The sequence below is a fragment of the Amycolatopsis sp. cmx-4-54 genome (assembly GCF_046548895.1).
In the GTDB taxonomy this organism is placed as follows: domain Bacteria; phylum Actinomycetota; class Actinomycetes; order Mycobacteriales; family Pseudonocardiaceae; genus Amycolatopsis.
This window is the reverse complement of sequence record NZ_JAEBEJ010000001.1, coordinates 686,285-710,538: the sequence shown is the minus strand read 5'-3', so window position 1 is coordinate 710,538 and position 24,254 is coordinate 686,285. Positions and strand designations below refer to the sequence as shown.

Sequence of the window (24,254 nt, the reverse complement as noted above, 5' to 3'; positions counted from 1 at the left end):
ACGCAGTGAAGGGGGCCTTCACGTCTATTCGGGACGTCGGCCGCGGAGGATTCCGAAGCCGACCAGCGCCGCGGACAGCAGGGTGAGCGCGAGACCGGCGCAGGTGATCGCCTTCGGGAAGTCGGCCGACTGCTGAGCCGCCGTCAACGCGCCGGGGAAGACCAGCGCCAGGATGGTGCCGCTCAGGGCGATGCCGATCCCGGTGGTGACCTCGCTGGCGGTGTCGACGAGCGCGGCGCCGATGGTGGTCCGGTTCGAGGGCAGGCCGCGCATGACGTTGGTGCCGGCCACGACCCCGACCACGCGCATTCCCGCTGCCACCAGCGCGAGTGCGACGGCGATCCAGACGTAACCGAGCCCGCCGAACACCGTGTAGACGGCGAGCCCGCACACCACCGCGGCGGCGCTGAGCCAGGCGGCCTTGCCCAGGCCGACGCGGGTGATCAGCGGGCTGATGAGCGCGCCGCCGGCGATGAGGACGACGACCTGGGGCAGCATTCCCAGCGCCGCCTGGGCGGGTGCCCAGCCGAGACCGAACTGGAGTTGCAGCGTCACGAGGTACCCGAGCCCGGCGGTAGCCAGCCCCGCCGCGGCTTTGAGCGCCAGGCCGCTGGACACGAGCGGGCGGGCTATGAGGTTCAGGTCGAGCAAAGGGTGCTGGGCGGTCTTCTCGCGGACGACGAAGCAGGTTCCGGCGGCGAGCGCGGCCACGGTGGCACCCCAGGGCAGAACCGAGGCGGTGCCCGCTTCGACGAAGAGCGTCGGGGCGAGCAGTGCGAGGACGATCGTAGCGGTTCCCAACGCCGCGCCGGCGACGTCGATCGGATCGCGGTGCAGATCGGCGGGATCGTCGGCGGGGATGCCGGCCCGGATGCCGATAAACGCGAGCGCGGCGACCGGCACGTTGACCAGCAAGAGCGCTTGCCACGGCGCGACGGCGAGCGCGAGCCCTCCGGCGGTGGGGCCGACGGCGAGACCGATCAAGCCCACGGTCGAGATCAGGGTGGTCGCGCGGACACGCAGCACGTCTTCGTCGAACAGGCGGAACGCGAGGGCGAGTGATCCCGGGGTCGTCATCGCGGCCGCGACACCCATGAGTGCCCGGACGGCGATGAGCTGCCACGCGGCGGTGACGAACAGCGTGGCCAGACTCGCCACTCCGAGCAGGACGAGCCCGGTGAGCATGATCTTGCGCCTGCCCACCCGGTCGGCCAGCGCGCCGAACGCCAGCATCAGGCCGCCGAAGACGACGGAGTAGGCACCGGTCACCCATTGCAGGGTGGTCGTCGAGGCGGAGAGCTCACGGCCGATGGTCGGCAACGCGACGTTGAGGATCGAGTTGTCGAGCATCTCGACCAGGAACACGGCCGAGAGCCCGGCCAGCGCGGGCCATTTCTCGGCCAGTGAGGGGCTTTGGACAGGGGAACGCATCACGTACTCCTTCGCGAGGAAGGAGTGACGGTTCGTTCGATACCGCGTATGCGCGTGCCCGGTACGGCGGGCACGTTTCTACCCCGATATCCCGATTCTACGCACTCGTGAGCGGCACAGACAAAGGACGCCTTGCATCGGGTTCCGGCTGCGATGGCCAAGTCCGTGAAGGCCTCCTTGAGGGACTCTGGGTCCCTCAAGGAGGCCTTCACGGACTCGAGCGTCGCCACATGCGCCCCAAGCGCCAGCAGGCACAGCGTCTCGCGGCGGGTCAGGCGGAAGCGCCTCGCACCGCCAGTTTCCGCACGTCCATGTACAGGCACCCGGCCGTCGTCGGCTGCGGCGAACAGGTCCTCTCGGGATAGAACGACAGCTGGTTGGACGAAACGGTCAGCCGCACGAACCGCACACCGGTCGCGCTGCCCGGCGCGAGCTGGAGCGCGGTGAGCTTGTCGAGATCGGCGGGTTTGAAGTCGCCGCTGCCCGCCTTCACCCACGTCGTGCCGTCCACCGAGGTCTCGACGGTGACGTCCTTGGCAGCCGCGGGCGGGTCGTCGCCGCAGATGTTGGTCGGGTCGATCTCGATGGCGCTGACGTTCACCGGTTTGCCGAGTTTGATCGTGACGAATCGGGTCTCGATCGTGCCGTCGGGACGGACGACCCGGTCGGTCGACCAGCCACCCCCGCCGAGCACCGACGAGGTCGTGAGATCGCCGGGACCACAGCCGTACGGGGTGAAGTCCTCACCGTTGAACGCGGTGACGCCGGCCCCGGCGCCGCTGGAGGCCCAGTTGAACCGCAGCGACCAGTCCACCTTGGTGCTCCCCGACCGCACCGAGACCGCACGGACCTCGCCGTCGGCGCCGCCTCCGGAGGCGTAGACCTTCGGGTAGGTGCCGGGGAGCACGCCGGGGATGGTGTAGGCACCTGCCGCATCGGTTACCGCGGCCAGCGACCCGGCGAAACCGGAGTCGTGCCCGCTGAACCGGACGGCGACACCCGCGATCGGCGCTCCGCCTTCGCGGTCGGTGACCTTGCCGGTCACGGTCCCGGTCGGGGTGCCCGCGGGCGGCGGGGTGGAGAAGTCCTCGGCCGGTGCGGTGTCGGCACCGCTGATCGACGCGGCGAAGTAGCCCATGCCGCGCGCGGCGAAGGCCTTCCACAGTTTGGCGTGCGCGCGGCCGCCGTTGATCACGGTGTCGGCCTGCAGGATCGAGTTCCGCATGTCCAGAAAGGACGGCGACGCGGGCGAAAGCTCCATCGCGCGGGTGACCAGCGCCCGCGTCAGCTGCACACCGAGCGCCGAGCGGATGTCCCACAGGGTGCTCGCCCAGATCTCGCCGTCGGCGTGGACCTGCGGGGAGCCGGCGATCCGGCCGAGGTCGCCGTAGGTGTAACCACCGGGGCCTGCCCCTGGCGTGCCGGGGCACTTCGGCGCGACGGTGCCGACCGGGCAGTCCAGCGGCTGGGTGCGGGCCAGGGGGACGCCGTTGCTCACGTAGTCGCCGCCGAGGAGTTCACCGGGCGCCGAGGTGTCCTTGATCGCGTTGCGCCCGACGAGGTAATCGAAGGCGTACCAGTCACTCCAGGCCTCGCCCATCGCACCGGACTGGAAGGAGGTGAGTGTGGAGTTGCCTTGCGCGTCGACGACGAGCCGGTTGGACAGGCCGTGGGTGTACTCGTGATGGATGATCGTGGCGTCGTCGGCGGAGTTCGCGGCAAGGAACGGGTCGTCGGGGTTTCTGGGGTCGTGGAACAGGAACATCCCCATCGTCGGCGGCTGCCCGTCCGGCGGGGTGCCCATGAACGCGTTGTCGTAGTAGCCCGGTTCCTGTGCGCCGAGCAGGGTATGGACCTGGACTGCGTCACCGTCGACCTTCTCGAAGTTGCCCGCCTGGCGGGTGAAGCCGATCGGGAAGGAGGCGAGGTGGTCGTGGAAGCTCCCGACGTAGGCCAGTGCCTGCACGGCGTTCTGTTCCCGGTTCTTCGCCCACGAGCCCGGGGTCTTCGGGTCCCAGGAGCACGGCCTCGCCGCCGAGCACGGCGGGCCGACGGCGGCGTTGAAGTCGGTGAACCGGTAGCGGTAGGTGCCGTCGGTGTTCGGCCCGATCTCCTCCTGTGGCTGGAACTTCAGGTCGCCGTTGATGTCGGCGGCGACGTGCGCGACGTTGCCGTCGAGGGTCTTGGCGTCGGCGGGCAACCAGCCCCGCTGGGTCAGGTCGACCTGCTTCTGCGGACCTGGTTGCGCTTCCCAGGCGAGGCCTTTGGCACCGGCAGCGTCGTTAGTGTCGTTCGCGTGGTTCACCAGGTTCTTGCGGTAGAGCAGCTTGCCGGTGCCGGCGTCGGTCACCTCCTGGAACATCTTGTCCACGGCGGGTTTGGTCAGCGTGTACCAGGCGGGGCGGATCCCGTCGCCAGTCAGGAAAGCGACCTGCTTGGACTCCAGGGCGGGGGCGGCCAGCGAGGCCGCGCCCAGCGAGGCGGGAAGATCGCGCACGGGCGAGCCGTCCAGCTGGATCAGCCTGCCGTCCTTGGTGACGTGCGCCTTCAACCCGTTGCCGAACACGGGAACTCCACCGACGGACTGGGTGAACGAGAGGTGGTGCGTGCCTTCGACGTCGACGTAGTCCTTGCGCAGGTTCAGTTTCGCGGTGTCATCGGCGCTGAGGCCGACCAGCTCTTCCTTCTCCCGCAGGTAGTCCAGCACGATGTCGCGGGGTGACTTGCCACTCGGTCCGGTGAGGAATCCGTCGGTGCGGGCCAGGACGCGGGGTGTGCCGGTCAGCTCGTCGAAGTCGACGAGGGCCTGGTTGCCCAGTTCCGCTCTCGTCTTCGTGACGGACGTCGCGCGGGACGCCGCGAGCCGGTCCCGCGCGGCGAGGACACGCGGGCTGGTCCTTGCCGTGTCCCGGACATCGACGTCGTCGCCGGATCTGTCCGGTGTGGTGTGCACCGCACCCGGTGCCGGTGCCGCACCGGCTTCGGGCGCTGTGACCAGCGCTAACACTGTGATGGCGGTCGCGGCGCACAACGAGGCACGCGAACGCGACGAACGTGACGTCACTCCAGACCCCTCTCTCGGTGGTGACGCGGACGTTCTCTTCGTACCGATACAGTCACAGTGGACGTCAGCGCCGATCAGGTACGGAAATCCCGGTGAGCGGCACCCCCGGCGCCGGAGTGTCCACAGTGGAGCAAAAGGGATTCGTAGGGGAAGATGTACGGCGCCACGGAATTCGAGCGGTTGCGGCCTGTCATGTTCGGGCTCGCGTACCGCCTGCTCGGGTCGGCGGCGGAGGCGGAAGACGTCGTTCAGGACGCCTATCCGAAGTGGGCGGCCGCCGAACGTGAGTCGATCGCCTCGCCGCGGGCGTGGCTGGCGAAGGTGGTCACCAATCTCTGCCTGAACCGGCTGACCTCGGCCAGGGCACAGCGGGAGCGCTACGTCGGTCCCTGGCTGCCTGAACCCGTCTTGACCTCGGACGACGTGCTCGGTCCGCTGGAGACCGCGGAGCAGCGGGAGTTTCGGCGATCATCCATTGCGCGTCGACGCTGGGCCGCGGAGACGAGCGGGTGACGCGGAACCTGGTCGAGGCGGCGCGGCGGGCGGGCAGTCCGCATCTGGTGTACATCTCGATCGTCGGCATCGACGTGATCCGGTGGTTCTTCTACTATGACGAGAAGCTGGCCTCGGAGAAGGTGATCGAGGAGTCCGGTCTGCCGTGGACGGTGCTGCGCGCGACGCAGTTCCACGAGCTCGTCGCGCGGGCGTCGTCGGCACAGCGGCGGCTGCCGGTGACGTTCATGCCGTCGGGGTTCCGGTTCCAGCCGGTCAGCACCGGCGATGTCGCGGACAGGCTGGTCCAACTGGTGTCCGGCGAGCCGTCGGGGCGGGTGCCGGACATGGGCGGCCCCGAGGTGCGGAGTGCCCGTGACCTGGCGGAGGCGTATCAACGGTCGGTGGGGCGCCGGAAGCCGATCGTGTCACTGTGGCTGCCGGGCAAGGCGGCGCGGGCGTTCCGGGCGGGCGGCAACCTGACACCGGAGAACGCGACCGGCGCGGGCACCTTCGAGGAGTTCCTTTCCTCACGCGTTTAGTCCTCTGGATGCGGCACACCGAGCCGCGCACACGCGTCCGAGTTACGGTGGCCTGGTGACGATCACCGGGTTCTTCTCCTCCTTCGAAACGGGTGATCCGCAGCCGGTGGATCCGGCCCTGCGCGTCGGCACCGGCCCGGCGTCGTCGCCGACCGCGAAGACCGGTGTCGGGTTCACCGGCGCGCACGCCCTTCGCTACGAGAACACGCTGCGCGCGACCGTGTTCGAAGTGGACGTCGAGGTCACCGGCGACACCGAACTGTCCTATGTGGTCTTTCCCGAGTCCGTGCCCGACTACCGCAGCACGTTCGTGACGCTGGACGTCGAATTCGCCGACGGGACGTCGGCCGGGTTCAGTGCCGCGGAGCAAGGCCTGGACAAGACGCTGTACGTGGACCAGTGGAACCTCGTCCGCCGCAGGCTGGGTGAGTTCGCCGGGCGGCGGATCGCCCGGATCGTCCTGGTCAGCGAGCCGCCGGACGGCGAGAGCGCGGGCTGGGTGGACGACGTCCGGATCACCGAACGCGCGATCGAGATCCGCGAACCGGTCGATCAAGTCCGCACCACCCGCGGCACGCATTCCAGCGACAAGTTCTCGCGCGGCAACAACTTCCCCGCGACCGCGGTCCCGCACGGCTTCAACTTCTGGACCCCGGTCACCGACGCGGGCGCCACGAACTGGATCTACAGCTACCACCGGCACAACGACGCCGCGAACCGCCCGGCGCTGCAGGCGTTCGCTCTGTCGCATCAGCCGAGCCCATGGATGGGCGACCGGCACACCTTCCAGGTCATGCCGGGAATCGGCCCGGTCGAGGCCGACCGCACCAAGCGCGCGCTCGCGTTCTCCCATGACGACGAAATCGACCGGCCGCATCACTACGGTGTCCGGTTCGCCAACGGCGTCACCACCGACATCGCCCCGGCGGATCACGCGGCGCTGGTCCGCTTCACCTTCCCGGGTGATCGTGGCTGGCTGCTGTTCGACAACGCCCGCAACCGGGGCGGGTTGCGCCTCGACGCGGCGAACGGCGTGGTCACCGGCCACACCTGGGTGCGCAGCAGGTTGTCGACCGGGGCGCGGCGGATGTTCGTGCACGCCGAGTTCGACGTTCCGGCCGAACGTGGCGGGAGGATCCGGCGCCCGGTGTGGCGCACGGTGACCGGTTTCCTGGAGTTCGCCGCGGGCGAGGTGACGATGCGGATCGCGACGTCGCTGATCAGCCTCGCGCAGGCGAAGCGGAACCTCGATCAGGAGATCCCGGCGGGCACGACCTTCGAACAGGTCCGTGACCAGGCCCGCGCACGGTGGGCCGAGGTGCTGGACCGGGTCGAGATCGAGGGCGCGACCGAGGACCAGCGCACCACGTTCTACTCGAACCTTTACCGGCTGTTCCTGTACCCGAACTCCGCGCACGAAGTCACGCCGAAGGGGGTCCGTCACGCGAGCCCGGTCGTCCGCCGATTCTGGCCCAGCACACGTACCAGGACCGGCGCGAAGGTCGTGGACGGCGAGATGTACGTCAACAACGGATTCTGGGACACCTATCGCACCACATGGCCCGCGTACGCCCTGCTCACGCCCGGCCGGTGCGGGCGGATGATCGACGGATTCGTCCAGCAGTACCGCGAAGGCGGCTGGATCTCACGCTGGTCGTCCCCCGGTTACGCCAATCTCATGACCGGCACGAGTTCCGATGTGGCGTTCGCCGACGCATACCTCAAAGGGGTGCGCGGGTTCGACGTCGAGGCCGCCTACGAGGCGGCGCTGAAGAACGCGACGGTGACACCGCGCGGGTCGAGCGTCGGCCGCAAGGGCCTGCATGAGTCGATCTTCCTCGGGTTCACGCCGACGTCGGTCCACGAAGGGCTGTCCTGGGCGCTGGAAGGCTGCGTCAACGACTTCGGCCTGGCCAACTTCGCCGAAGCGCTCGGACACCACGACGACGCCGCGTACTTCCGGCAACGTTCACAGCAGTACGCGAACCACTTCGACCACCTGATCGGATTTTTCCAAGGGCGCAACCGCGACGGAAGCCGCCATTTCGCCCCCGAGGGCTACGACCCCGAGGCGTGGGGAGGCGACTTCACCGAGACGAACTCCTGGAACACGGCTTTCTCGGTACCCCACGACGGCGCCGGGCTCGCCGCGCTGCACGGCGGCACCGAAGCGCTCGAGTCCAAACTGGACACCTTCTTCGCGACCCCGGAGACCGGCCGCAAACCCGGTTCCTACGGTGGGTTGATCCACGAGATGACCGAGGCCCGCGACGTCCGGATGGGGCAGTACGGGCATTCCAACCAGCCGTCCCACCACATTCCCTGGATCTACCACTACGCGGGCGCGCCCGCGAAAACACAGCGGATCGTGCGGGAGGTCCTGCGGCGGCTCTACGTCGGCAGCGACCTCGGCCAGGGCTATCCGGGCGACGAGGACAACGGCGAGATGTCCGCTTGGTACGTCTTCGCCGCGCTCGGGTTCTATCCGCTGGCGATGGGCAGCCCCGAATACGTGATCGGCGCGCCATTGTTCACGAAGGCGATCGTCCATCTGGAGAACGGGAAGGATCTGGTCATCGAGGCGCCCGGCAACACCGGAGACACCGTGTACGTCCAGGGGCTCACGATCGACGGACGGCCGCACGACAGCGGCACGCTCGCGCATTCGACCCTCGCCGAGGGCGCCGTGCTGCAGTTCACGATGGGCGAGCGGCCCTCGGACTGGGGCCGCTCCCCCGCCGAGCCCGCCGAGCCGCGACCACTCACGGACATCACCGTGCCCGACGGTCCCCTGTTCGACGACACCACCAAGACCGAGGTCACCTTCCGCCAGCGCGAACCTGTCATCGACTTCCCTGTCGAGGACGCTTCTCGCGACGTCGTGATGTACACGCTGACCTCGGGCAGCCGCCGAGGCGACCCGCGTTCGTGGGTGCTGGAGGGCTCCGACGACGGCGAACACTGGACACTGCTGGACCAGCGTGAGGGCGAGGAGTTCCGGTGGCGCCGTCAGACGCGGCCGTTCGCCCTCGCCGGGCCGGCGCGGTACGCCCGATACCGTCTTCGCGTCACCTCGTCCACCGCCCGGCGGGTCACCCTCGCCCAAGGAGAGCTGCTCGCCCGATGATCACCCGTATCACCCAGGCCACGACCGACCGTCTGGTCGCCTCCGATCCGGGCCTGGTCCGGCTCCGGCTCGGTTTCTCGGCCGTCCTCAGCATCGTCGTCGCGGTGCTGGCGATCCTGCCGTTCCACCAGCCGCTCACGGTCATCCTCGTCGCCGCGATCGCCGCCATGACCTCCGCCTTCACCGTCAACGACGAGACACCGGGGAAGCAGGCGGTGACGCTGGTACTGGGGCTGGTGCTCGGCGCGGCGTCGCTCACCGCGGCGAGCGTGGGCTCGGCGGTGCCGCCGCTGGACAGCGTCGTGTTCGTCCTGCTGATCTTCGTCGCGGTCTACGCCCAGCGGTTCGGCTCGCGCGGGATCGCGCTGGGTTCGCTGTCGTTCTTCCTGTTCTTCTTCGCGATGTTCCTGCAGACGCATTTGAAGCAGGTCCCGGCGCTGCTGCTGGCGCTGACCATCGGGATCGCGGCCAACGCGGTGGTCCGGTTCGTCCTGCTGCGCAGGCACACCGACGCGGAGTTCCTGCGGATCCGGCGGGCGTTCCGGGCGCGGCTCGCCGCGGTGGTGCGCGCGGCCGAAGACCATCTCGCCGTGGGCGGCAGCGAGCGCACCCGCAAACGGCTCCGCCGGACGAACGCCCGCATGCACGAGTCCGTGCTGCTCATCGAGGACACCGCGCCGGAGGTGACCGGCGCGGACTCGGTGAACCGGCTCCGCCGCCGGGCGATCGAGGTCGAGCTGGCGGTGCAGTGGCTGACGATCACGGTGCAGCGCACCTGCGCCGAAGACCTCGACGACGACGTCCGCGACGATCTGATCGCGCGGATGCGGCGGTTCCGGTCGCTCATCGAACGCGACCCGCGGGAACTGCCGCTGATCAGCGAAACCGAAGAGTTCAGCAAGATGCTGGTGGAAGGCAGCCGGATCGACGAGCACGCCGCGCCCGGCGACGGCGTCCGCCGCGCGCTCGCCGAACTCGCCCTGGCCGACGTCCGCGCGCAGCGGGTGGCCGAGCACGACGTCTCCGATGCCGTCGACGATCCCGAAGACCCCGAGGAGGAGAAGTCCTCGGCGTTCGCCTACGACAACCAGACGCGCAGCGCCATCCAGGCCGTGGTGGGCGGCGGGCTGGCCGTGCTCGGCGGGGAGCTGGTGTCGAGCCAGCGGTGGTACTGGGCGGTGCTGACCGTGTTCGTGGTGTTCATCGGCTCGTCGACCGCGGGGGCGACGTTCGTCAAGGGTGTCCGGCGGCTCGGCGGCACGCTGATCGGGATCGTGGGCGGGCTGGTCCTGACGCTGCTGGTGTCGGGCAGCGTGCCGGCGACACTGGCGCTGATCCTGGTGTGCGTGTTCGGCATGGTCTACATGGCGCGGGTGTCGCAGGTGATCATGGCGTTCTTCATCACCAGCATGCTCGGGCTGTTGTACAGCCTGCTGGGGACGTTCAGCATCGAGGTGCTGTGGATCCGGGTCGCGGAGACCGCCGTGGGCGCGGCGGCCGGGGTGCTGGCGGCGGTGGTGATCGTGCCGGTGCGTACGCGAGCGGTGATGCTGGACGACGTCTCGGCGTTGTTGGAGGAACTGGACGAGTTCGTCGAGAAGGCCGCGGGGCTGCTGTCCGGCGCGGAGAACGTCAGCGTCATCGAGAAGTCGCGTGACCTGGACAGGGCGGTGGACAAGGTCCGCACGACGATCGAGCCGCTCACCCATCCGGTGAACCTCAGCAGCCGTCGTGACTACGGCTGGCACGTGCTCACGACGGTGGAGACGATCGCGTTCCGCGCCCGCCACGTCGCGGCCCGGTCCCAGCCCGGGCTCCTGCTCAACGAGGCGGACCGGCTCCTGCTGTACACCGGGCGGATCCGGGAGAACACCGCGGTGCTGAGGAAGGCGATCGGCGATCCCGGCGGCTCGGGGCACGGAACGCTGATCCGGGACGACGGCACGCCGGTGGCGGACCGGATCGACGACCCACGGGCGCGTTCGGTGCTCACCAGCCTCGGGCACCTCGACGAGACGGTGATCGCGCTGGGCCGCGTGTTCGGGGTCGAGGCCACGGATCCGGAGCCGTCCGGGAAGCCGTGAGGGTTCGTTCTTGGGTGGCTCCACGACGAGACTCCGTGAAGGCCTCCTTGAGGGACTCTGGGTCCCTCAAGGAGGCCTTCACGGACGTACCTCGGACGCCACTCAGTTCTTCGGTTTGGGACAGTTCTTCCACGAGAAATGGTACGTGGTCTTGATGGAACCGTCCGTCGAGTCCATCGTGACGAAACTGGTCGTCTTCTTCGGATCGGAAGTGCCGACCCCGGCCCGTAGTTCCGTGTTGATGTTGAAGTTCCGGTCCTCACCGCAGGGCTTGTAGACGATCGCGCCGACTTCGATTTCGTCGGTGAACTGCCAGTTGTCCTCGAACGGGCCTTTGAGGGGATGGTTCACGTAGGACGTCGGCGAATTGCCCTGGAAGTAGTAATTGGCCCGTTCCAGCCCGGTGGCTCCCGGGGCCAAGGAGGCGAAGCCGCGGTAATCGGTGCCCGCGATGCCGTAGGTGAATCCCTGCGGCACGTGGACGTAGAGATTGAGCTGACAGTTCTTGCGCAGATCGGTCGGTTTCGCGCCGACGCCGACCTGGGCGGTGTATTCGCTGTAGGTCACGGTGAACGCGGTGTTGTCCGGCGAGACGGAAACGGCCGCCGTACCCGGTCTGCATCCGGTTCCGTTGACGGTCACGACGTCGATGACTATTTTGTCCGACGGCAACGGGGGCGGCACCCAGGCGTTCGGAGCGACGACCGAAGAGAAAAGCGTTACGGCAGCAACCAGCGCGTTGAGCATGGGATCCTTTCCCAAAGCTTCCACACGGCGGGAACCGGGCGGATTCGAGGTCAGCGAGACGATCTGACGGGAACGGTTTCGGTCACCGGACAGGGGTGACCGCCGAAAATGAGGTCGTCGAGAAGGCTCGCCGCCGGGCGGGCGGCGGCGAGCGGTGAAGCCCTCGTTCAGGGCAGCCAAGACCCTGACCGGGCATGGGTGGGACGGCCTTCTTCCGGAGCGGGAAGCAGGCCGTCACCCGGGAACAGAGGTCAGGAGGTCGGGCAGGTCTTCCACGAGAAGTGGTAGGTGGTCTTGAACGCGCCGTCGGTCGAGTCCATCGTGATGAAACTGGTGGTCTTCTTCGGATCCGACGAACCGGCGCCGACCCTCAGTTCCGTGTTCACGTTGAGGTTCCGGTCCTCACCGCACGGTTTGTAGATGATGACGCCGCCTTCGGCCTCGTCACGGAATTGCCAGTTGTCCGAAATCGGCCCGTTGACGGGATGACTGACGTGTGCGGTCGGCGAATTTCCCTGGAAGTAGTAATTCGCCCGCTGCAGCGCCTTGGCGCCGGATTCGAGGTAGGCGAAACCGCGGTAATCGGCACTGGCGATGCCGTAGGTGAATCCCTGCGGCACGTGGATGTTGAGGTTGAGCTGGCAGTTCTTCCTGAAGTCGGTGGGTTTCGCGCCGACGCCGACCTGGGCGGTGTATTCGCTGTAGGTGACGGTGAACGCGGTGTTGTCCTTGGCGACGGCGACCGCGGACGAACCCGGCGGACAGCCGGAGCCGTTGACGGTGACGACGTCGATGACGACGCGGTCGGGCGGCGGTCCCGGCGGCGGAGACATACTGTTCGGCGTTATTATCGAGGAGAAAAGGGATACGGCGGCGACCATTGCGCTGAGCATGAGGTCCTTCCCGAAAACTTCCACACGGGGGGCGGGGAACTGGGCGGACTCATGTTAGCGAAACGATCTTCACGATGCCGCCCGCCGATCGGACGCAAACGTCCCGGCAATCGGTTCATGAAATGGAATCATGGTCTGTAACCGTTTTCCGGAACCAATGCGAACACCGCGGACAAGGAAAAACACCATTCACTTCGCACGATATGAAAAGTGCTTTCGCGGATCAACCGTTGACGATTCCGGTGAGACAGCGCGTTTCCCCCAGCGGCTCAACGCGGCGGCGCGTGAGCCGGGTCACCGGGCGATGTGACGTGGCCGCGGACCGCATCGATCAAGAAAACAGTGACTGGACGCACCCGAACGGCGACTCGGGACAGGACTAGCATCGCGGTACAAGTCGATGTCGCCTCAAGCTGGAGAACCGCAATGACCCAAGCCCCTGTCAACGTCACCGTCACCGGTGCGGCCGGCCAGATCGGCTACGCGCTGCTCTTCCGCATCGCGTCCGGTCAGCTGCTCGGCCCGGACACCCCGGTGAAGCTGCGGCTCCTGGAGATCCCGCAGGCGGTCAAGGCGGCTGAGGGCACCGCGATGGAACTCGAAGACGGCGCGTTCCCGCTGCTGTCGGGCATCGACATCTTCGACGACCCGAAGCAGGCCTTCGAGGGCGCGAACGTGGCCCTGCTGATCGGCGCCCGTCCCCGCGCCAAGGGCATGGAGCGCGGTGACCTGCTCGAGGCCAACGGTGGCATCTTCAAGCCGCAGGGTGAGGCCATCAACGCCGGCGCGGCGAGCGACATCAAGGTCCTCGTGGTCGGCAACCCGGCCAACACCAACGCCCTCATCGCGCAGGCGCACGCGCCCGACGTTCCGGCCGAACGCTTCACCGCGATGACCCGCCTCGACCACAACCGCGCCCTCGCGCAGCTGTCGAAGAAGCTGGGCGTACCGGTGACCGAGCTGAAGAAGGTCGCGATCTGGGGCAACCACTCCGCGACGCAGTACCCGTCGATCGCGCACGCCGAGGTGTCCGGCAAGCCCGCGACCGAGGTCCTCACCGACCAGCAGTGGCTGGCCGACGACTTCATCCCGACCGTCGCCAAGCGCGGCGCGGCGATCATCGAGGCCCGCGGCCTGTCCTCCGCGGCGTCGGCCGCCTCCGCGGCGATCGACCACGTGTACACCTGGGTCAACGGCACCCCCGAGGGTGACTGGACCTCGGCGGCGGTCGTGTCCGACGGTTCCTACGGTGTCCCGGAAGGCCTGATCTCCTCGTTCCCGGTCACCGCCGCGAACGGCGAGTACAAGATCGTCCAGGGCCTGGAGATCGACGACTTCTCGCGCGCCCGCATCGACGCTTCGGTCAACGAGCTGGCCGAAGAGCGCGACGCGGTGAAGAAGCTCGGCCTCATCTGAGTCTGAACCACCTCGCGAAGGCGGCCGTGTCCCCCGGGACGCGGCCGCCTTTTCGCTGCTTGCCGGATCGTGTCGAGGTTCGCGCGGGTGGTCTCCAGCTCACCGATCGTTCGCGCGTGAAGGCCCCCTTCCCTCGACTGAGCCGAGGGAAGGGGGCCTTCACGCGCGGCCAAGTACATGAAGGGCCCCATCCTTGCGCCCAGGTACAGGAAGGGGGCCTTCATGTACTTAGGCGTGACGTCGCTGCCGCACATGGGACGACCCGCACACCGGCCCGCAGCCAACCTTCTCCAGAAACGCTCCGAACATCCTGCGCCTGCACTCTCGACAGTCGTTGCGGGTTTTTCGGTTGCCTTAAAACAATTTTGTCTCAACCTCAGCCGAATAGGGCGTTATACAGCGTGGTGGCGTCGGCGGCAGGCTCCGGCGCGGGTTTCGGAACCTGCCGCCGCCCTCCCCCACCCGGAGGCTCGACCCCATTCGAGGCGCCCCCTCCCCTGAGCGGGCCTACCGGGCAGATCTCCAGCCGGTCCCCGCATCCGGAGCGGGGTGCTGATATTCGGCGACCAAGCCGGGATGGGTGATCGTGACGCCGTCACGGAAGGACGTGAGCTCCTCCCGGTGGCAGGTCCGCCCCGCCGCATAGCCGATGCCCAAGCCCAGTGGCAGCAGTGCGAGTTCGGCGATCTGGATCCAGTTGGCGAACATCGGCCCTCCCCTTATCCGGCCACTTCGTCTCGCTCGATTCTATTCGCGATCTATGCGCTACCGATGCGTCTATTCGTGTACTATTCGCGCATGAACGCAGCGTGGGAGTAGCATGATCACGCAACGAGCAGCATCTCCACTTCGCCTCGACCCTGCGAAAGAAGATCATGCCCACGTCGCCGCCTCATCCCGGATCCGACCGCGCCCGGCTCGCCACGAAACTCCGTGAGCTCCGGGCGGCCACCGGCCTGTCCGGCAATCAGTTCGCCAAAAGCCTGGACTGGCCCCAATCACGAGTGTCCAAGATCGAAACCGGCGTGCAGTTCCCGACCGGAGACGACATCGCCGACTGGCTCACTGCGGCGGATGCCCGCGACCAGGAGGACGCTGTTCTCGAGCTGCTCAAACGTGCCCGCGTGGAATCGGTGTCGTTCCGCGACGAGTTCAGCAAGCCCGGCGGAGCCGCCACCAAGCAGCGATCCGTCCTCGAACTCGAGCAACGCGCGAGCCGTGTCGCCACGTTTCAACCGGCGCTGCTTCCCGGCCTGGTACAGACGCCCGGTTTCATGCGGGAACTGCTCGCACTCCCCTCCGGCCCGGCTCGCACGGGCGGCGCCCAGGAGGCCGACATCGAGCGCATGGTGGCGATCCGGATCGAACGGCAAGCACAACTGCACGACCCGGACAAGGCGTTGCCGCTGGTGATCAGTGAGGCCGCCCTGTGGATCCGGACAGGCGACCTCGACACTCAACTAGGCCAGCTGGACCGGCTTCAGTCACTCGCCGGCCTGCGCACCGTCGACCTGCGAATCCTTCCCTTCGGCAAGGCCATGCCGATCGCCCCGCTACACGGCTTCTCCATCTACGACGCCGAACTCGTCGTGGTGGAACTGTTCGCAGGCGAGCATTTGGTCAGGGATCCGGAGGAGATCGCCTTGTACGAGCACATGTTCGGCACCCTGCACGCCGAAGCATTGTCCGGTGACGCGGCAGCCCGGTTGATCCAGAGCGTGTCACGACGACTGGCCGAGGACGCCTGACTCGATCACCCGGTGGCCAGGCACGTCCGGCACTCCGCGTGCGGCCGTTCCAAGCTGGTGACGAAACTGTGGTCCATCGTGGCGAGACTGAAACCGTACTGACAGTTCAGCGCGAGCTTCGGCGCGTTCGTGATCAGGCGCATCACCGCGTGTGCGACCAGATTGCCCGCGACACCGGCCGTCACCGCATTGGCCGCGTGCGCCGGGATGCTCGCGGCCGGACGCCACGTCGCCAGCGGCGGCCTCGCGGCGTCACGATCACGCTCTGCGAGCCGTGCGCACTCGTAGCACGGCCCCGCGCCCGGGCGGTAAACACCCAGATTGACCTGCGGGCCGTGGTAACCCCCGTACACCCAGGGTGTGCCGGTCGCGGCGCACGCCTGGTTCGTCCAGGTCCGGATCTCCGGGGGATGATCGGCGGTCATGATCAACACGTCGCAGTCGACGGCCAGTCTCCGCAGCGAAGCCGCGTTCGTGATCCGCGTCGGCTCCCCGGTGACCTCGACATCCGAATTGGCGGCACGCAACCTTTCCATTGCCACGTCCACCTTCGGCAGCCCCAGCTGCTGTTCGGTGTAGAGGATTTGGCGGCCCAGATTCGAAAGTTCGACCACGTCCGGTTCGACGCAGTGCAGTCGCCCGACTCCTGACATGACCAGGCTCAGTGCCGCCGTGCACCCGACGCCGCCCACGCCGACCAGCACGACCCGCGCCCGGGCCAGGAGGACCTGGAAATCCCAGCTCGACGTTCTTCGCGTCAGATCGATCCACCGGTACAGCGGCCGGCTTCTCGAGTGACGTTCGAGTTGCCGCTCGGTCAGCGCGACGCACGTCGGCTCGTCGGCATTCTCGACATAGCCGAGTTCGGCGAGCTTTTCGATGGCGTCGGCGACCTCTTCCGGCCGGGTATCGGGAATCAGACGAGCCAGGTCGGCGACGACCTGGCTCACTGTTCGCGTTCCGTCGAGGAGTTCCAGTAACGCCCACACGGCACCGTCCGAGTCCCTCAACTCGGCGGCGATGCCGAACACCTCCCCGCCGATCCGGATCCAACCGTCGCCGAACCGGACCGGGCGATGCTCGTCTTTGATACGTGGACGCACCGGAACCCCTCCTCGGTCAACCGTTGTCTCCGCTGTAAACGTGGCGGATCGCGTCAGCACGTTCCACCATCACGATCTCGATCATCGCCGGACACCCCCTCTCCCCCGACCAGCCGGAAGCGAGCCGGACAATCGCGGCCTCACCCATCGCGTCCGCCTCCCTCCCGTGTTCCGACCCGCCCGGTGGCGGGTTCAGCTCTACAATGTAGAGTGCCCTGATGTAGAGGGCTTAAATGTAGAGCTATACATTCGCTACCGTCTACTGGCTCTGTCTGCGCTATACGGGTGATACTGGGGTCACTTTCCGTGACGAGACACTGAGGAGGTGGTCAGTTCGTGGGCACGCTGACCCCTACCGCCATCAAGCGCTGGATCGCACTCGAGATGAAGCGTCTCCGAGAAGCGTCGGGCTACGACCGGACCGCCGCGGCCGAACGCATCGGCAAGGCCACGACGGTCATCGCACATATCGAAACCTCGCGAAATCTGCCCGCACCGGCCGATCTGGAAATCCTGCTCGATTTCTACGGAGTGCCCGAGAGGGCATCGTTCTTCCGCGACCTGACCAAACGAGCGAAACGCGGCCGCGACTGGTGGATCAACTTCGACCACGGGGTATTCGAATGGTTCAACCTCTATTTGGGCCTGGAGACCGGTGCCGCTCGTATCAGCACCGTCGACCTGGTCGTACTGCCCGGTTTGTTCCAGACTCGTGATTACGCGCTCGCCATCATGAGAGAAGGTCGACGCTGGAACAACAAGGCCGAACTCGATACCATGGTCGACTTGCGGATGGCGCGCCAAGAGATCTTGGAACGCCCTGGGGATGCACCGCATATCTGGTCGATCCTGGACGAGAGCGTCCTGCGCCGCCAGGTAGGCGGACCGGCGGTCATGCTTGCTCAACTGGAGCACTTGATGGAGCTGTCGGAACGGCCGAACATCGACATCCAAGTGCTTCCCTTCACCGCGGGCGCCCACGGCGCCTCGGACGGCATGTTCATCCTTTTGGACTACCCGTCCGAATTCGGCGGCGATCCCGGAACCGTGTACGTCGAGAACCGACGCGAAGGCCTCTATTACGAGGACCCCGAAGACCTGCGCCGATTTCGCAACACGTTCGAAAGATTGCAGGCACAAGCCGAACATCCTGGGCGGACACGGTCTTTCATTCAAAACTTGGCAAGGGAACTCAATGAACAATGATTCTTCTCGGCCCACCCTGCTCGGCCTTTCCGGCTGGTGGAAATCGAGCTACAGCGCCGGTTCGGCCGGCTGCGTCGAAGTCAACGACTCCGTAAAGGGCTACGTGGGCGTGCGTGATTCGAAGCTCGGCGAGAACAGCCCCGTCCTTGTTTTCGAACCGCACGAGATCAAGGCCTTCGTTCTCGGTGCGAAGAACGGCGAGTTCGACCACCTGCTCAGCTGACCGTTCGTGGTCCGTCCCGCGCGGGGCGGACCACGGCCCTCAGCCGGGAATCAGGACCCGGCCTGACGACGGCGATAGGCGCGTTGCTGGCAAGCCCTCGAGCAGTAGTCTCGAGGCCTGCCCCGCCCTCCTCCGTCCAGCGGCTTGCCACAGGTGACGCATTCTCCCCCCGTTTCGTCACGAATTACCTCACGCTCCTGGTTATCGATCAGCGCCTGCACGCCATCGAGGGTGCGCTGCAGCCCGAACTCGAACGGATCGACCGGCGTGTCCATCCCCCCGCCCCTCCACAGGCGTTCCAGGGCCGGATAGCCGTCCAAACGCTCGAAAAGCGACTCTCGTTCACTCCACCAGCGTTCATGGGACACGCCCGTACGCCGCTGAAGTTCCGCCGTCTCCCCCGCCTGACGTGCGACTGACTCCACGAATCCGCCCACGAGGTTCACCACCGCGATCACCTGCGCCGGCGCCAGGCCGGTCCGGGAAGCCACGTCCAGCGCGTGGTCGTATCCGGCCATGATGTTCGGACCTGGCAGACGGCGGGTCCCGCCACTGTGGACCAGCCACGGGTGAGAGCGGTGGATCTCCCATGCCCGCCGCGCCCAGCGCTCGAGACCCGCTCGCCAGCCGAGCCCGCCCGAAGGACCCATCGGAAACCTGCCGTACACGGCGTCACGCATCAGTTCGACCAGCTCCGCCTTGCCGGGGACGTACCGGTAGAGCGACATCGTGGTGGTACCGAACCGTTCCGCGACCTTGCGCATCGACAGGGCCGCCAGCCCTTCCGCGTCCGCGACTTCGACGGCCGCCGCGACGATCCGGCCGAGGCTCAACCCTGGCCGCTCCGGCTCGGGTGTCCCCCACAGCAGCTCGATGGCACGCTCCGGATCCGGCTGCGCGTCGTCTTCCGCCACCCGTCACTCCCTTGACGCTTGTCACTCGTTCGTGTTTAGCTGATAAACCTCAGTATATCCCATAAACCACCCCACAGGAGCGCTTCAGCATGCCTGAAATCAGGTTCTTCGTATCCCCCGAGGGTAGAGACGACTGGGCAGGCACCGCCGACCGGCCGTTCGCCACCCCGGAAGCCGCACAGAAGGCAGTTCGCGCCGTCACCGCCGAAATGACCGGCGACGTCATCGTCACCTTCGGCGCAGGTATCCACCACCTCGAAGAACCCCTGGCCTTTGATGACGCACTGGGTGATTCCGGCTCGAACGGCTTCCGCGTGATCTACCAGGCGGACGGCTACGGGACCCCGGAACAGGCGAGGGTCGAGCTGAGCGGTGGCCGCGAAATCACCGGCTGGACGGCGGGAACCGACGGCGTCTGGACGGCACCGATCGGTGACCTCGCGCCACGACGCCTCACCGTGGACGACCGCCCTGCCGCACGGGCCGCCCGCACCGAGGGCCTTCCGGGAAACGTGACGAAAACAGCGACCGGTTACGTCACGGACAGCACGGAGCCGCAATCGTGGCCGGACCCGTCCGGTCTGGAGTTCGTCTACTCCGGCGTCTATCCGTGGTCCGAAGCCCGGCTCGCGGTCACGTCGATCACCGGCGACCCCGCCTCCACCACCATCACCCTGGCTCAGCCCGCGTTCGACCACGCCAAATCCCTCTACGACGCCAAGTGGTACGGCGCCGGCGGAGACGGCACCTGGGACGGTCTCGCCGCGCCTTCGGTGCTCGAGAACAACGTGGCCTTCCTGACCGAGCCGGGAACCTTCGCCGTCAGCCGTTCCGATGGGAACGGCCACGTCCTGCACTACCGTCCCCGCCCCGGCGAGGAGATCGGCAAGACCCCAGTCGTCGCCCCGACGCTCGAATCGCTCGTCACCGGGCGGGGCGTGCACGATCTCGTGTTGCGTGGCTTCACCTTCACCGACGCGGCCTGGTCCGGCCCCGCCCGCACCGGCGGCTACCTGCACTATCACGGCAACGCCCGCTACGAGCGGGGCGAATTCCAGAAGATCGACCTCGGAGCCGACGTGGGCTACGTTCATGTGCCGGCGGAACCGGTCCAACTGCCCGCCAACGTCACTCTCACATCGGCGGGCCGGGTGACCTTGGAGTGCAACCACTTCACCCGGCTCGGCGCGGGAGCACTCCTGATCGAGGACGGCACCGACATCGACGTCCGGGCAAATGTCTTCGACGAGATCTCGGGCAGCGGGATCGCCGTCCACGCCGGGACCCGGATCTCCATCGAGGACAACCTCGTCCACCACATCGGTACCGAGTACCCCGGCTCCCCCGCCGTGCTCGTCTTCGAGTCCGAAGAGACCACCGTGGCCCACAACGAGATCCACGACGTCCCGCACAACGGCATCGTGATCACCGGCGGCGAACGGGCCAAGGGCACCCAGGCGATGTCGAACCTCGTCGAACGCAGTATGGGGAAGCTGATGGACGGCGGCGGGATCTACCTCTCGGCCCCGCAGGGCTCGTCGTTCGCGGGTGGGGCGATGGTCCGCGGGAACGTGATCCGCGACGTACTCACCTCGTACAACTTCGGGCTGTACGCCGACTACGGCGCGGCGTGGATCACCGTTCTCGGCAACGTCGTCTGCCGGGCCGACACCCCGATCGTGCTCCAGGTGGGTCCACCGATGGAGAACGTCGCCTTTGTCGGCAACTTCTGGGACGTCCTGCCCGACGGCTACGACACCCCGCCCGAGACGGTGACCGTGGCCGGGAACACCGTGCTGCCGAAGGAAAGTTTCGACGAAGCCGTCCGAGCCGATCCGGCGGGCGCCGACATCCTCGCGCGAGCGGGGCGCCGCGGTCTGGAACGATGATCACCGCTCCTGCCGGGCGCGAGTCCGGCAGGAGCCGCTCCGGCCACGATCCCCGAGGAGACACCCACCATGTCCACCCTGTCCACGGAAGCTCCGCGGGCCCGCCGAAACCTCGCGCGGATCGCGACCGAGGTGCTCGCTCCCTGGGTCTGGGTGCTCGGCCTCCCGCTGGTCGTCGCCTGGAAGGTCACCGGCCACCACCTCGGCGAGACCGTGCTGTGGGGACTCATCGTCGGCGTGACCGGCTCGCTGATCCCGATGGCCGTGATCGTGCGCGGCGCCCGGAAAGGGAAGTGGGACAGTCACCACGTCACCGATCGCGCCGGACGGCTCGTCCCGTTCGCGGTCTGCATCGGCTCACTGGCCGCCGGATTCGCCATCCTCATCGCCGGTGGTGCCCCGCACGAGATGATCGCGCTCGCCGCCGCCGAGCTCGTCTGCCTGGTCGCCGCGCTCGCGATCACCTTCGGGCTGAAGTTCAAGATCTCGATGCACGCGATGGTGGCCGCGGGCGCGGCCGTGATGCTCATCCGCGTCTACGGCCCTTGGTTCGCACTGCTCTTCCTTGCCGTCGGCTGGGTCTGCTGGTCCCGCGTCGAACTCGGTGATCACACCAGGGCAGAGGTCACGACCGGCATGGTCGCCGGCGTCGTCGTCGGTGGCGGTGTTTACCTGTTCCTTGAAGCGATTCTGGCCTGAGCAACGCCGTATAGGTCATTATACATTCTGGTCGAGTCGTCGGATACCTTCGACGAGTTCGGCGGTGTCGGCCGCGGCCGCGAAACTCAGCCGGAGAAAGGGTCCGGACGGCTCGGTGGCGAAGAACCTCTCCCCCGCCCCGACCACGACCCCGCGCTCTCGCGCCGCGCGAGCGAGCGCGTCCGCACCGCTCCCCGCCGGCAGCCGCACCCACAGGTGAAGGCCACCTTCGGGGAGTCGCGCGATGGTCCACTCAGGACACTTCCCCGCCAGCGCCGCGGCCGCTTTCGCGCACCGTTCCCGCAGTTCGGCACCGAGCCGCCGGACGTGACGTTCCCAGGACGGCGCGCTGAGCAGTTCGAGGGCGGCTTCCTGCAGTGGACGGGAGACGAAGAAGTCGTCGACCCGCCGGATCGCCTTCATCCGGTCGAGGACCGGCCCTCGCGCGATCAGCGCGCCGATCCGAAGACTCGGCGCGGCGACCTTGGTCACCGACGTCAGATGGACGACCGTGCCGTCACGGTCGTCGGCGATCAGTGGACGCGGCGCGGTCACCCCGTGCGAGAGATACCGGGCGAAGTCGTCCTCCAGGACGAACGCGCCCGCCGCCCGGGCGACGTCCAGCACTCGCGTGCGCCGTTCGGCCGCGAGCACCGTGCCGGTCGGGTTGTGGAAAGTGGGCTGGCAGTAGAAGAGCCGGGCGCCGGTCATCGCGAACGCCTCGGCCAGCAGATCGGGACGGACTCCGTCGTCGTCGAGCGGCACCGGCACCGGGCGAAGTCCCGCCGCCCGCGCGGCGGCGAGCGCCCCCGGGTAGGTCGGCGATTCGACGAGGATCGGGCTGCCGGGAGCCGCCATGGCCCGGAACGCCATGGAGAGCCCGCTCTGTCCGCCCGCGGTGATCAGGACGTCGTCCGGGGACGCACCGGCCGGCCCGGCGAACACCGACCGCAGCGCGGACAGACCGGCGGCGGGCGCGCGGTCCCAGGCGTCCGGGCGGCGGCCCGCCCGCGCCAGCGCCGCGCTCAGGAAGCGAGTCGCCTGCAACGACCGATGCGGATAGCCGCCGTCGAGCAGGATCGCGCCCTCCGGCGGCGGGCCGAGGACCCCGGTGAGGGATCTGGTGTCGACGCTGCGGTCGGTCAACGCGACCGTCTGCCACGCCGTGTCGAGCGGTTCGCCCGCGGCCGCCGGCTTCGTCGCGACGTACGTCCCGCTCCCGGGGCGGGTCACGACCGTGCCCTCGGCGGCCAGTAGGGCGATCGCGCGAGAGACCGTTCCAGGACCCACCCGATAGCGCTCGATCAGCTCACGGCTGCTGGGCAACCGGTCCCCCGCGGCCGCCGAGCGGATGAGCGAACGCAGCTGGGCGACCAGCTCGGAAGTGCTACTATCTGACATGAAGCTACATGATAGTGCTACTGGAAATCCGGTGGAATCACTACTGGATGTCCCGGCCCTGCGAGCCGATACGCCGGGCAGCGAGAAGGTCGTCCACTTCAACAACGCGGGCTGCGGCCTCCTCGCGAAGCCGGTACTGGCCGCGATGCTCGATCACCTGAATCTCGAAGCCGAGACCGGCGGGTACGAGGCTGCCGCGGCGCGCGCGACCGAGGTCGCCGGCTTCTACGACGAGATCGCCGGCTTGATCAACGCACGGCCCCGCAACATCGCCTTCGCGGCGAGTGCCACCCACGCCTATTCCACCGCGTTGTCGTCGTTCCGGTTCGAACCCGGCGACGTCGTGCTCACCACCCGCAACGACTTCATCTCCAACCAGATCGCGTTCCTGTCGCTGCGAAAGCGGTTCGGAATCGAGGTCGTGCACGCGCCGGACTCGCGGGAGGGCGGTGTCGACGTCGAAGCGATGGCGGCCCTGATGCGCACGAAGAAGGCGAAGCTGGTCGCCGCCACGCATATTCCGACCAACTCGGGCCTTGTCCAGCCGGTCGCCGAGATCGGGCGGCACTGCCGGGAACTCGGCCTGCTCTATCTGGTCGACGCCTGCCAGTCGATCGGCCAGTACCCAGTCGACGTCGAGGAGATCGGCGCCGACCTGCTCACCTCGACGTGCCGCAAATTCCTGCGCGGTCCGCGTGGTTCGGGGTTCCTGTTCGTCTCCGACCGCTTCCTCGACGCGGGGCACGAGCCGTTGTTCATCGACATGCACGGAGCCCGCTGGAGCGCGCCCGGCGCGTACGAACCGGCGAAGTCGGCTTCCCGGTTCGAAGAATGGGAATTCCCCTATGCCACCGTGCTCGGTTGCGCCGCCGCCGCGAGGTACGCCCGAGAGGTCGGCCTGGAGGCGATCTCACAACGCACCCCAGCGCTCGCGGCGAGACTGCGGGGCGGGCTCGGCGCCATCCCGGGCGTCGAAGTGCTCGACCGGGGCCCGGAGTTGGGCGCGCTGGTGACGTTCTCCATCAAGGGCTGGGAAGCGGTGCCCTTCAAGGAGGCGATGGACGCTCGCCGGATCAACTCGGCGCTCAGCTACCGGGAGCTCGCGCAGTTCGACTTCGGGGACAAGGACGTCGAGTGGTGCCTGCGGCTGAGCCCGCACTACTACAACACCGAACGGGAAGTGGACGACGTGGCCGCGGCCGTCGCCGAACTGGCCGCCTGAGCGTGGTTCCCCCGCCTGGACACTGGGGGTGTCCGGGCGGGGGAACCGTCAGG

19 protein-coding genes and 1 pseudogene are annotated in these 24,254 nt (G+C 67.7%); 11 read left to right on the top strand and 9 right to left on the bottom strand.

The window, feature by feature from the left end; translation table 11 throughout:
- Positions 1 to 24: 24 nt before the first annotated feature.
- Complete coding sequence (locus tag ACLJQ7_RS03495) at positions 25 to 1,431, bottom strand: MFS transporter (protein ID WP_410646673.1); 1,407 nt, start codon at positions 1,429 to 1,431, stop codon at positions 25 to 27.
- A gap of 271 nt (positions 1,432 to 1,702) precedes the next feature.
- Complete coding sequence (locus tag ACLJQ7_RS03490) at positions 1,703 to 4,384, bottom strand: M36 family metallopeptidase (protein WP_410646672.1); 2,682 nt, start codon at positions 4,382 to 4,384, stop codon at positions 1,703 to 1,705.
- A 264-nt stretch (positions 4,385 to 4,648) separates the two neighbouring features.
- On the opposite strand from ACLJQ7_RS03490, the pseudogene ACLJQ7_RS03485 reads away from it, so the two are divergent.
- The 4 genes and pseudogenes from ACLJQ7_RS03485 to ACLJQ7_RS03470 form a co-directional block, all read left to right on the top strand.
- Positions 4,649 to 4,954 (top strand): annotated as a pseudogene (locus ACLJQ7_RS03485) (sigma factor); the annotation flags it as partial.
- 50 nt (positions 4,955 to 5,004) lie between these two features.
- Positions 5,005 to 5,529: an NAD(P)H-binding protein gene (locus tag ACLJQ7_RS03480; protein WP_410646671.1), complete on the top strand. Its 525-nt coding sequence runs from the start codon at positions 5,005 to 5,007 to the stop codon at positions 5,527 to 5,529.
- 55 nt (positions 5,530 to 5,584) lie between these two features.
- The gene (locus tag ACLJQ7_RS03475) at positions 5,585 to 8,656 is read left to right on the top strand and encodes a GH92 family glycosyl hydrolase (RefSeq protein WP_410646670.1); all 3,072 of its coding nucleotides are present in this window, start codon (positions 5,585 to 5,587) and stop codon (positions 8,654 to 8,656) included.
- Positions 8,653 to 10,740: an FUSC family protein gene (locus tag ACLJQ7_RS03470; RefSeq protein ID WP_410646669.1), complete on the top strand. Its 2,088-nt coding sequence runs from the start codon at positions 8,653 to 8,655 to the stop codon at positions 10,738 to 10,740. The genes ACLJQ7_RS03475 and ACLJQ7_RS03470 overlap by 4 nt, the downstream gene beginning before the upstream one ends.
- Before the next feature lie 102 nt (positions 10,741 to 10,842).
- On the opposite strand, the gene ACLJQ7_RS03465 is transcribed toward ACLJQ7_RS03470, so the two are convergent.
- Positions 10,843 to 11,487: a DUF4360 domain-containing protein gene (locus tag ACLJQ7_RS03465; RefSeq protein ID WP_410646668.1), complete on the bottom strand. Its 645-nt coding sequence runs from the start codon at positions 11,485 to 11,487 to the stop codon at positions 10,843 to 10,845.
- 251 nt (positions 11,488 to 11,738) lie between these two features.
- A complete protein-coding gene (locus ACLJQ7_RS03460; protein ID WP_410646999.1) occupies positions 11,739 to 12,320 on the bottom strand; it encodes a DUF4360 domain-containing protein in 582 nt (193 codons plus the stop codon).
- 486 nt (positions 12,321 to 12,806) lie between these two features.
- Here ACLJQ7_RS03460 and ACLJQ7_RS03455 point away from each other — a divergent pair, with 486 nt between their 5' ends.
- Positions 12,807 to 13,796, top strand: a complete 990-nt coding sequence (locus ACLJQ7_RS03455) for a malate dehydrogenase (RefSeq protein ID WP_410646667.1) — start codon at positions 12,807 to 12,809, stop codon at positions 13,794 to 13,796.
- A gap of 507 nt (positions 13,797 to 14,303) precedes the next feature.
- Here the strand turns inward: ACLJQ7_RS03455 and ACLJQ7_RS03450 are convergent.
- A complete protein-coding gene (locus ACLJQ7_RS03450; protein WP_410646666.1) occupies positions 14,304 to 14,504 on the bottom strand; it encodes a hypothetical protein in 201 nt (66 codons plus the stop codon).
- 167 nt (positions 14,505 to 14,671) lie between these two features.
- Here ACLJQ7_RS03450 and ACLJQ7_RS03445 point away from each other — a divergent pair, with 167 nt between their 5' ends.
- Positions 14,672 to 15,544, top strand: a complete 873-nt coding sequence (locus ACLJQ7_RS03445; protein WP_410646665.1) for a helix-turn-helix domain-containing protein — start codon at positions 14,672 to 14,674, stop codon at positions 15,542 to 15,544.
- Positions 15,545 to 15,549: 5 nt separating this feature from the next.
- Here the strand turns inward: ACLJQ7_RS03445 and ACLJQ7_RS03440 are convergent, their stop codons facing one another.
- On the bottom strand, positions 15,550 to 16,647 hold the full coding sequence (locus ACLJQ7_RS03440) for a ThiF family adenylyltransferase (RefSeq protein ID WP_410646664.1): 1,098 nt from the start codon (positions 16,645 to 16,647) through the stop codon (positions 15,550 to 15,552).
- Positions 16,648 to 16,663: 16 nt separating this feature from the next.
- Positions 16,664 to 16,795, bottom strand: a complete 132-nt coding sequence (locus tag ACLJQ7_RS03435; RefSeq protein WP_410646663.1) for a hypothetical protein — start codon at positions 16,793 to 16,795, stop codon at positions 16,664 to 16,666.
- A gap of 188 nt (positions 16,796 to 16,983) precedes the next feature.
- Between ACLJQ7_RS03435 and ACLJQ7_RS03430 the strand changes: the two genes are divergently transcribed.
- Positions 16,984 to 17,853 (top strand): helix-turn-helix domain-containing protein, encoded by an 870-nt coding sequence (locus ACLJQ7_RS03430; protein ID WP_410646661.1) that lies wholly within the window; start codon positions 16,984 to 16,986, stop codon positions 17,851 to 17,853.
- Positions 17,843 to 18,076, top strand: coding sequence for a DUF397 domain-containing protein (locus ACLJQ7_RS03425; protein ID WP_378445080.1), 234 nt, complete (start codon positions 17,843 to 17,845; stop codon positions 18,074 to 18,076). Before ACLJQ7_RS03430 ends, ACLJQ7_RS03425 begins: the two co-directional genes overlap by 11 nt.
- A gap of 50 nt (positions 18,077 to 18,126) precedes the next feature.
- On the opposite strand, the gene ACLJQ7_RS03420 is transcribed toward ACLJQ7_RS03425, so the two are convergent.
- Positions 18,127 to 18,990, bottom strand: a complete 864-nt coding sequence (locus tag ACLJQ7_RS03420; protein WP_410646659.1) for a TetR/AcrR family transcriptional regulator — start codon at positions 18,988 to 18,990, stop codon at positions 18,127 to 18,129.
- An 89-nt stretch (positions 18,991 to 19,079) separates the two neighbouring features.
- On the opposite strand from ACLJQ7_RS03420, the gene ACLJQ7_RS03415 reads away from it, so the two are divergent.
- Positions 19,080 to 20,879, top strand: a complete 1,800-nt coding sequence (locus ACLJQ7_RS03415; protein WP_410646657.1) for a right-handed parallel beta-helix repeat-containing protein — start codon at positions 19,080 to 19,082, stop codon at positions 20,877 to 20,879.
- Positions 20,880 to 20,948: 69 nt separating this feature from the next.
- The gene (locus ACLJQ7_RS03410; RefSeq protein ID WP_410646655.1) at positions 20,949 to 21,578 is read left to right on the top strand and encodes a hypothetical protein; all 630 of its coding nucleotides are present in this window, start codon (positions 20,949 to 20,951) and stop codon (positions 21,576 to 21,578) included.
- An 18-nt stretch (positions 21,579 to 21,596) separates the two neighbouring features.
- Here ACLJQ7_RS03410 and ACLJQ7_RS03405 read toward each other — a convergent pair whose 3' ends face one another.
- The gene (locus ACLJQ7_RS03405; RefSeq protein ID WP_410646653.1) at positions 21,597 to 22,979 is read right to left on the bottom strand and encodes a PLP-dependent aminotransferase family protein; all 1,383 of its coding nucleotides are present in this window, start codon (positions 22,977 to 22,979) and stop codon (positions 21,597 to 21,599) included.
- Between the two features lie 31 nt (positions 22,980 to 23,010).
- Between ACLJQ7_RS03405 and ACLJQ7_RS03400 the strand changes: the two genes are divergently transcribed.
- A complete protein-coding gene (locus ACLJQ7_RS03400; protein ID WP_410646651.1) occupies positions 23,011 to 24,201 on the top strand; it encodes an aminotransferase class V-fold PLP-dependent enzyme in 1,191 nt (396 codons plus the stop codon).
- Positions 24,202 to 24,254 lie beyond the last annotated feature (53 nt).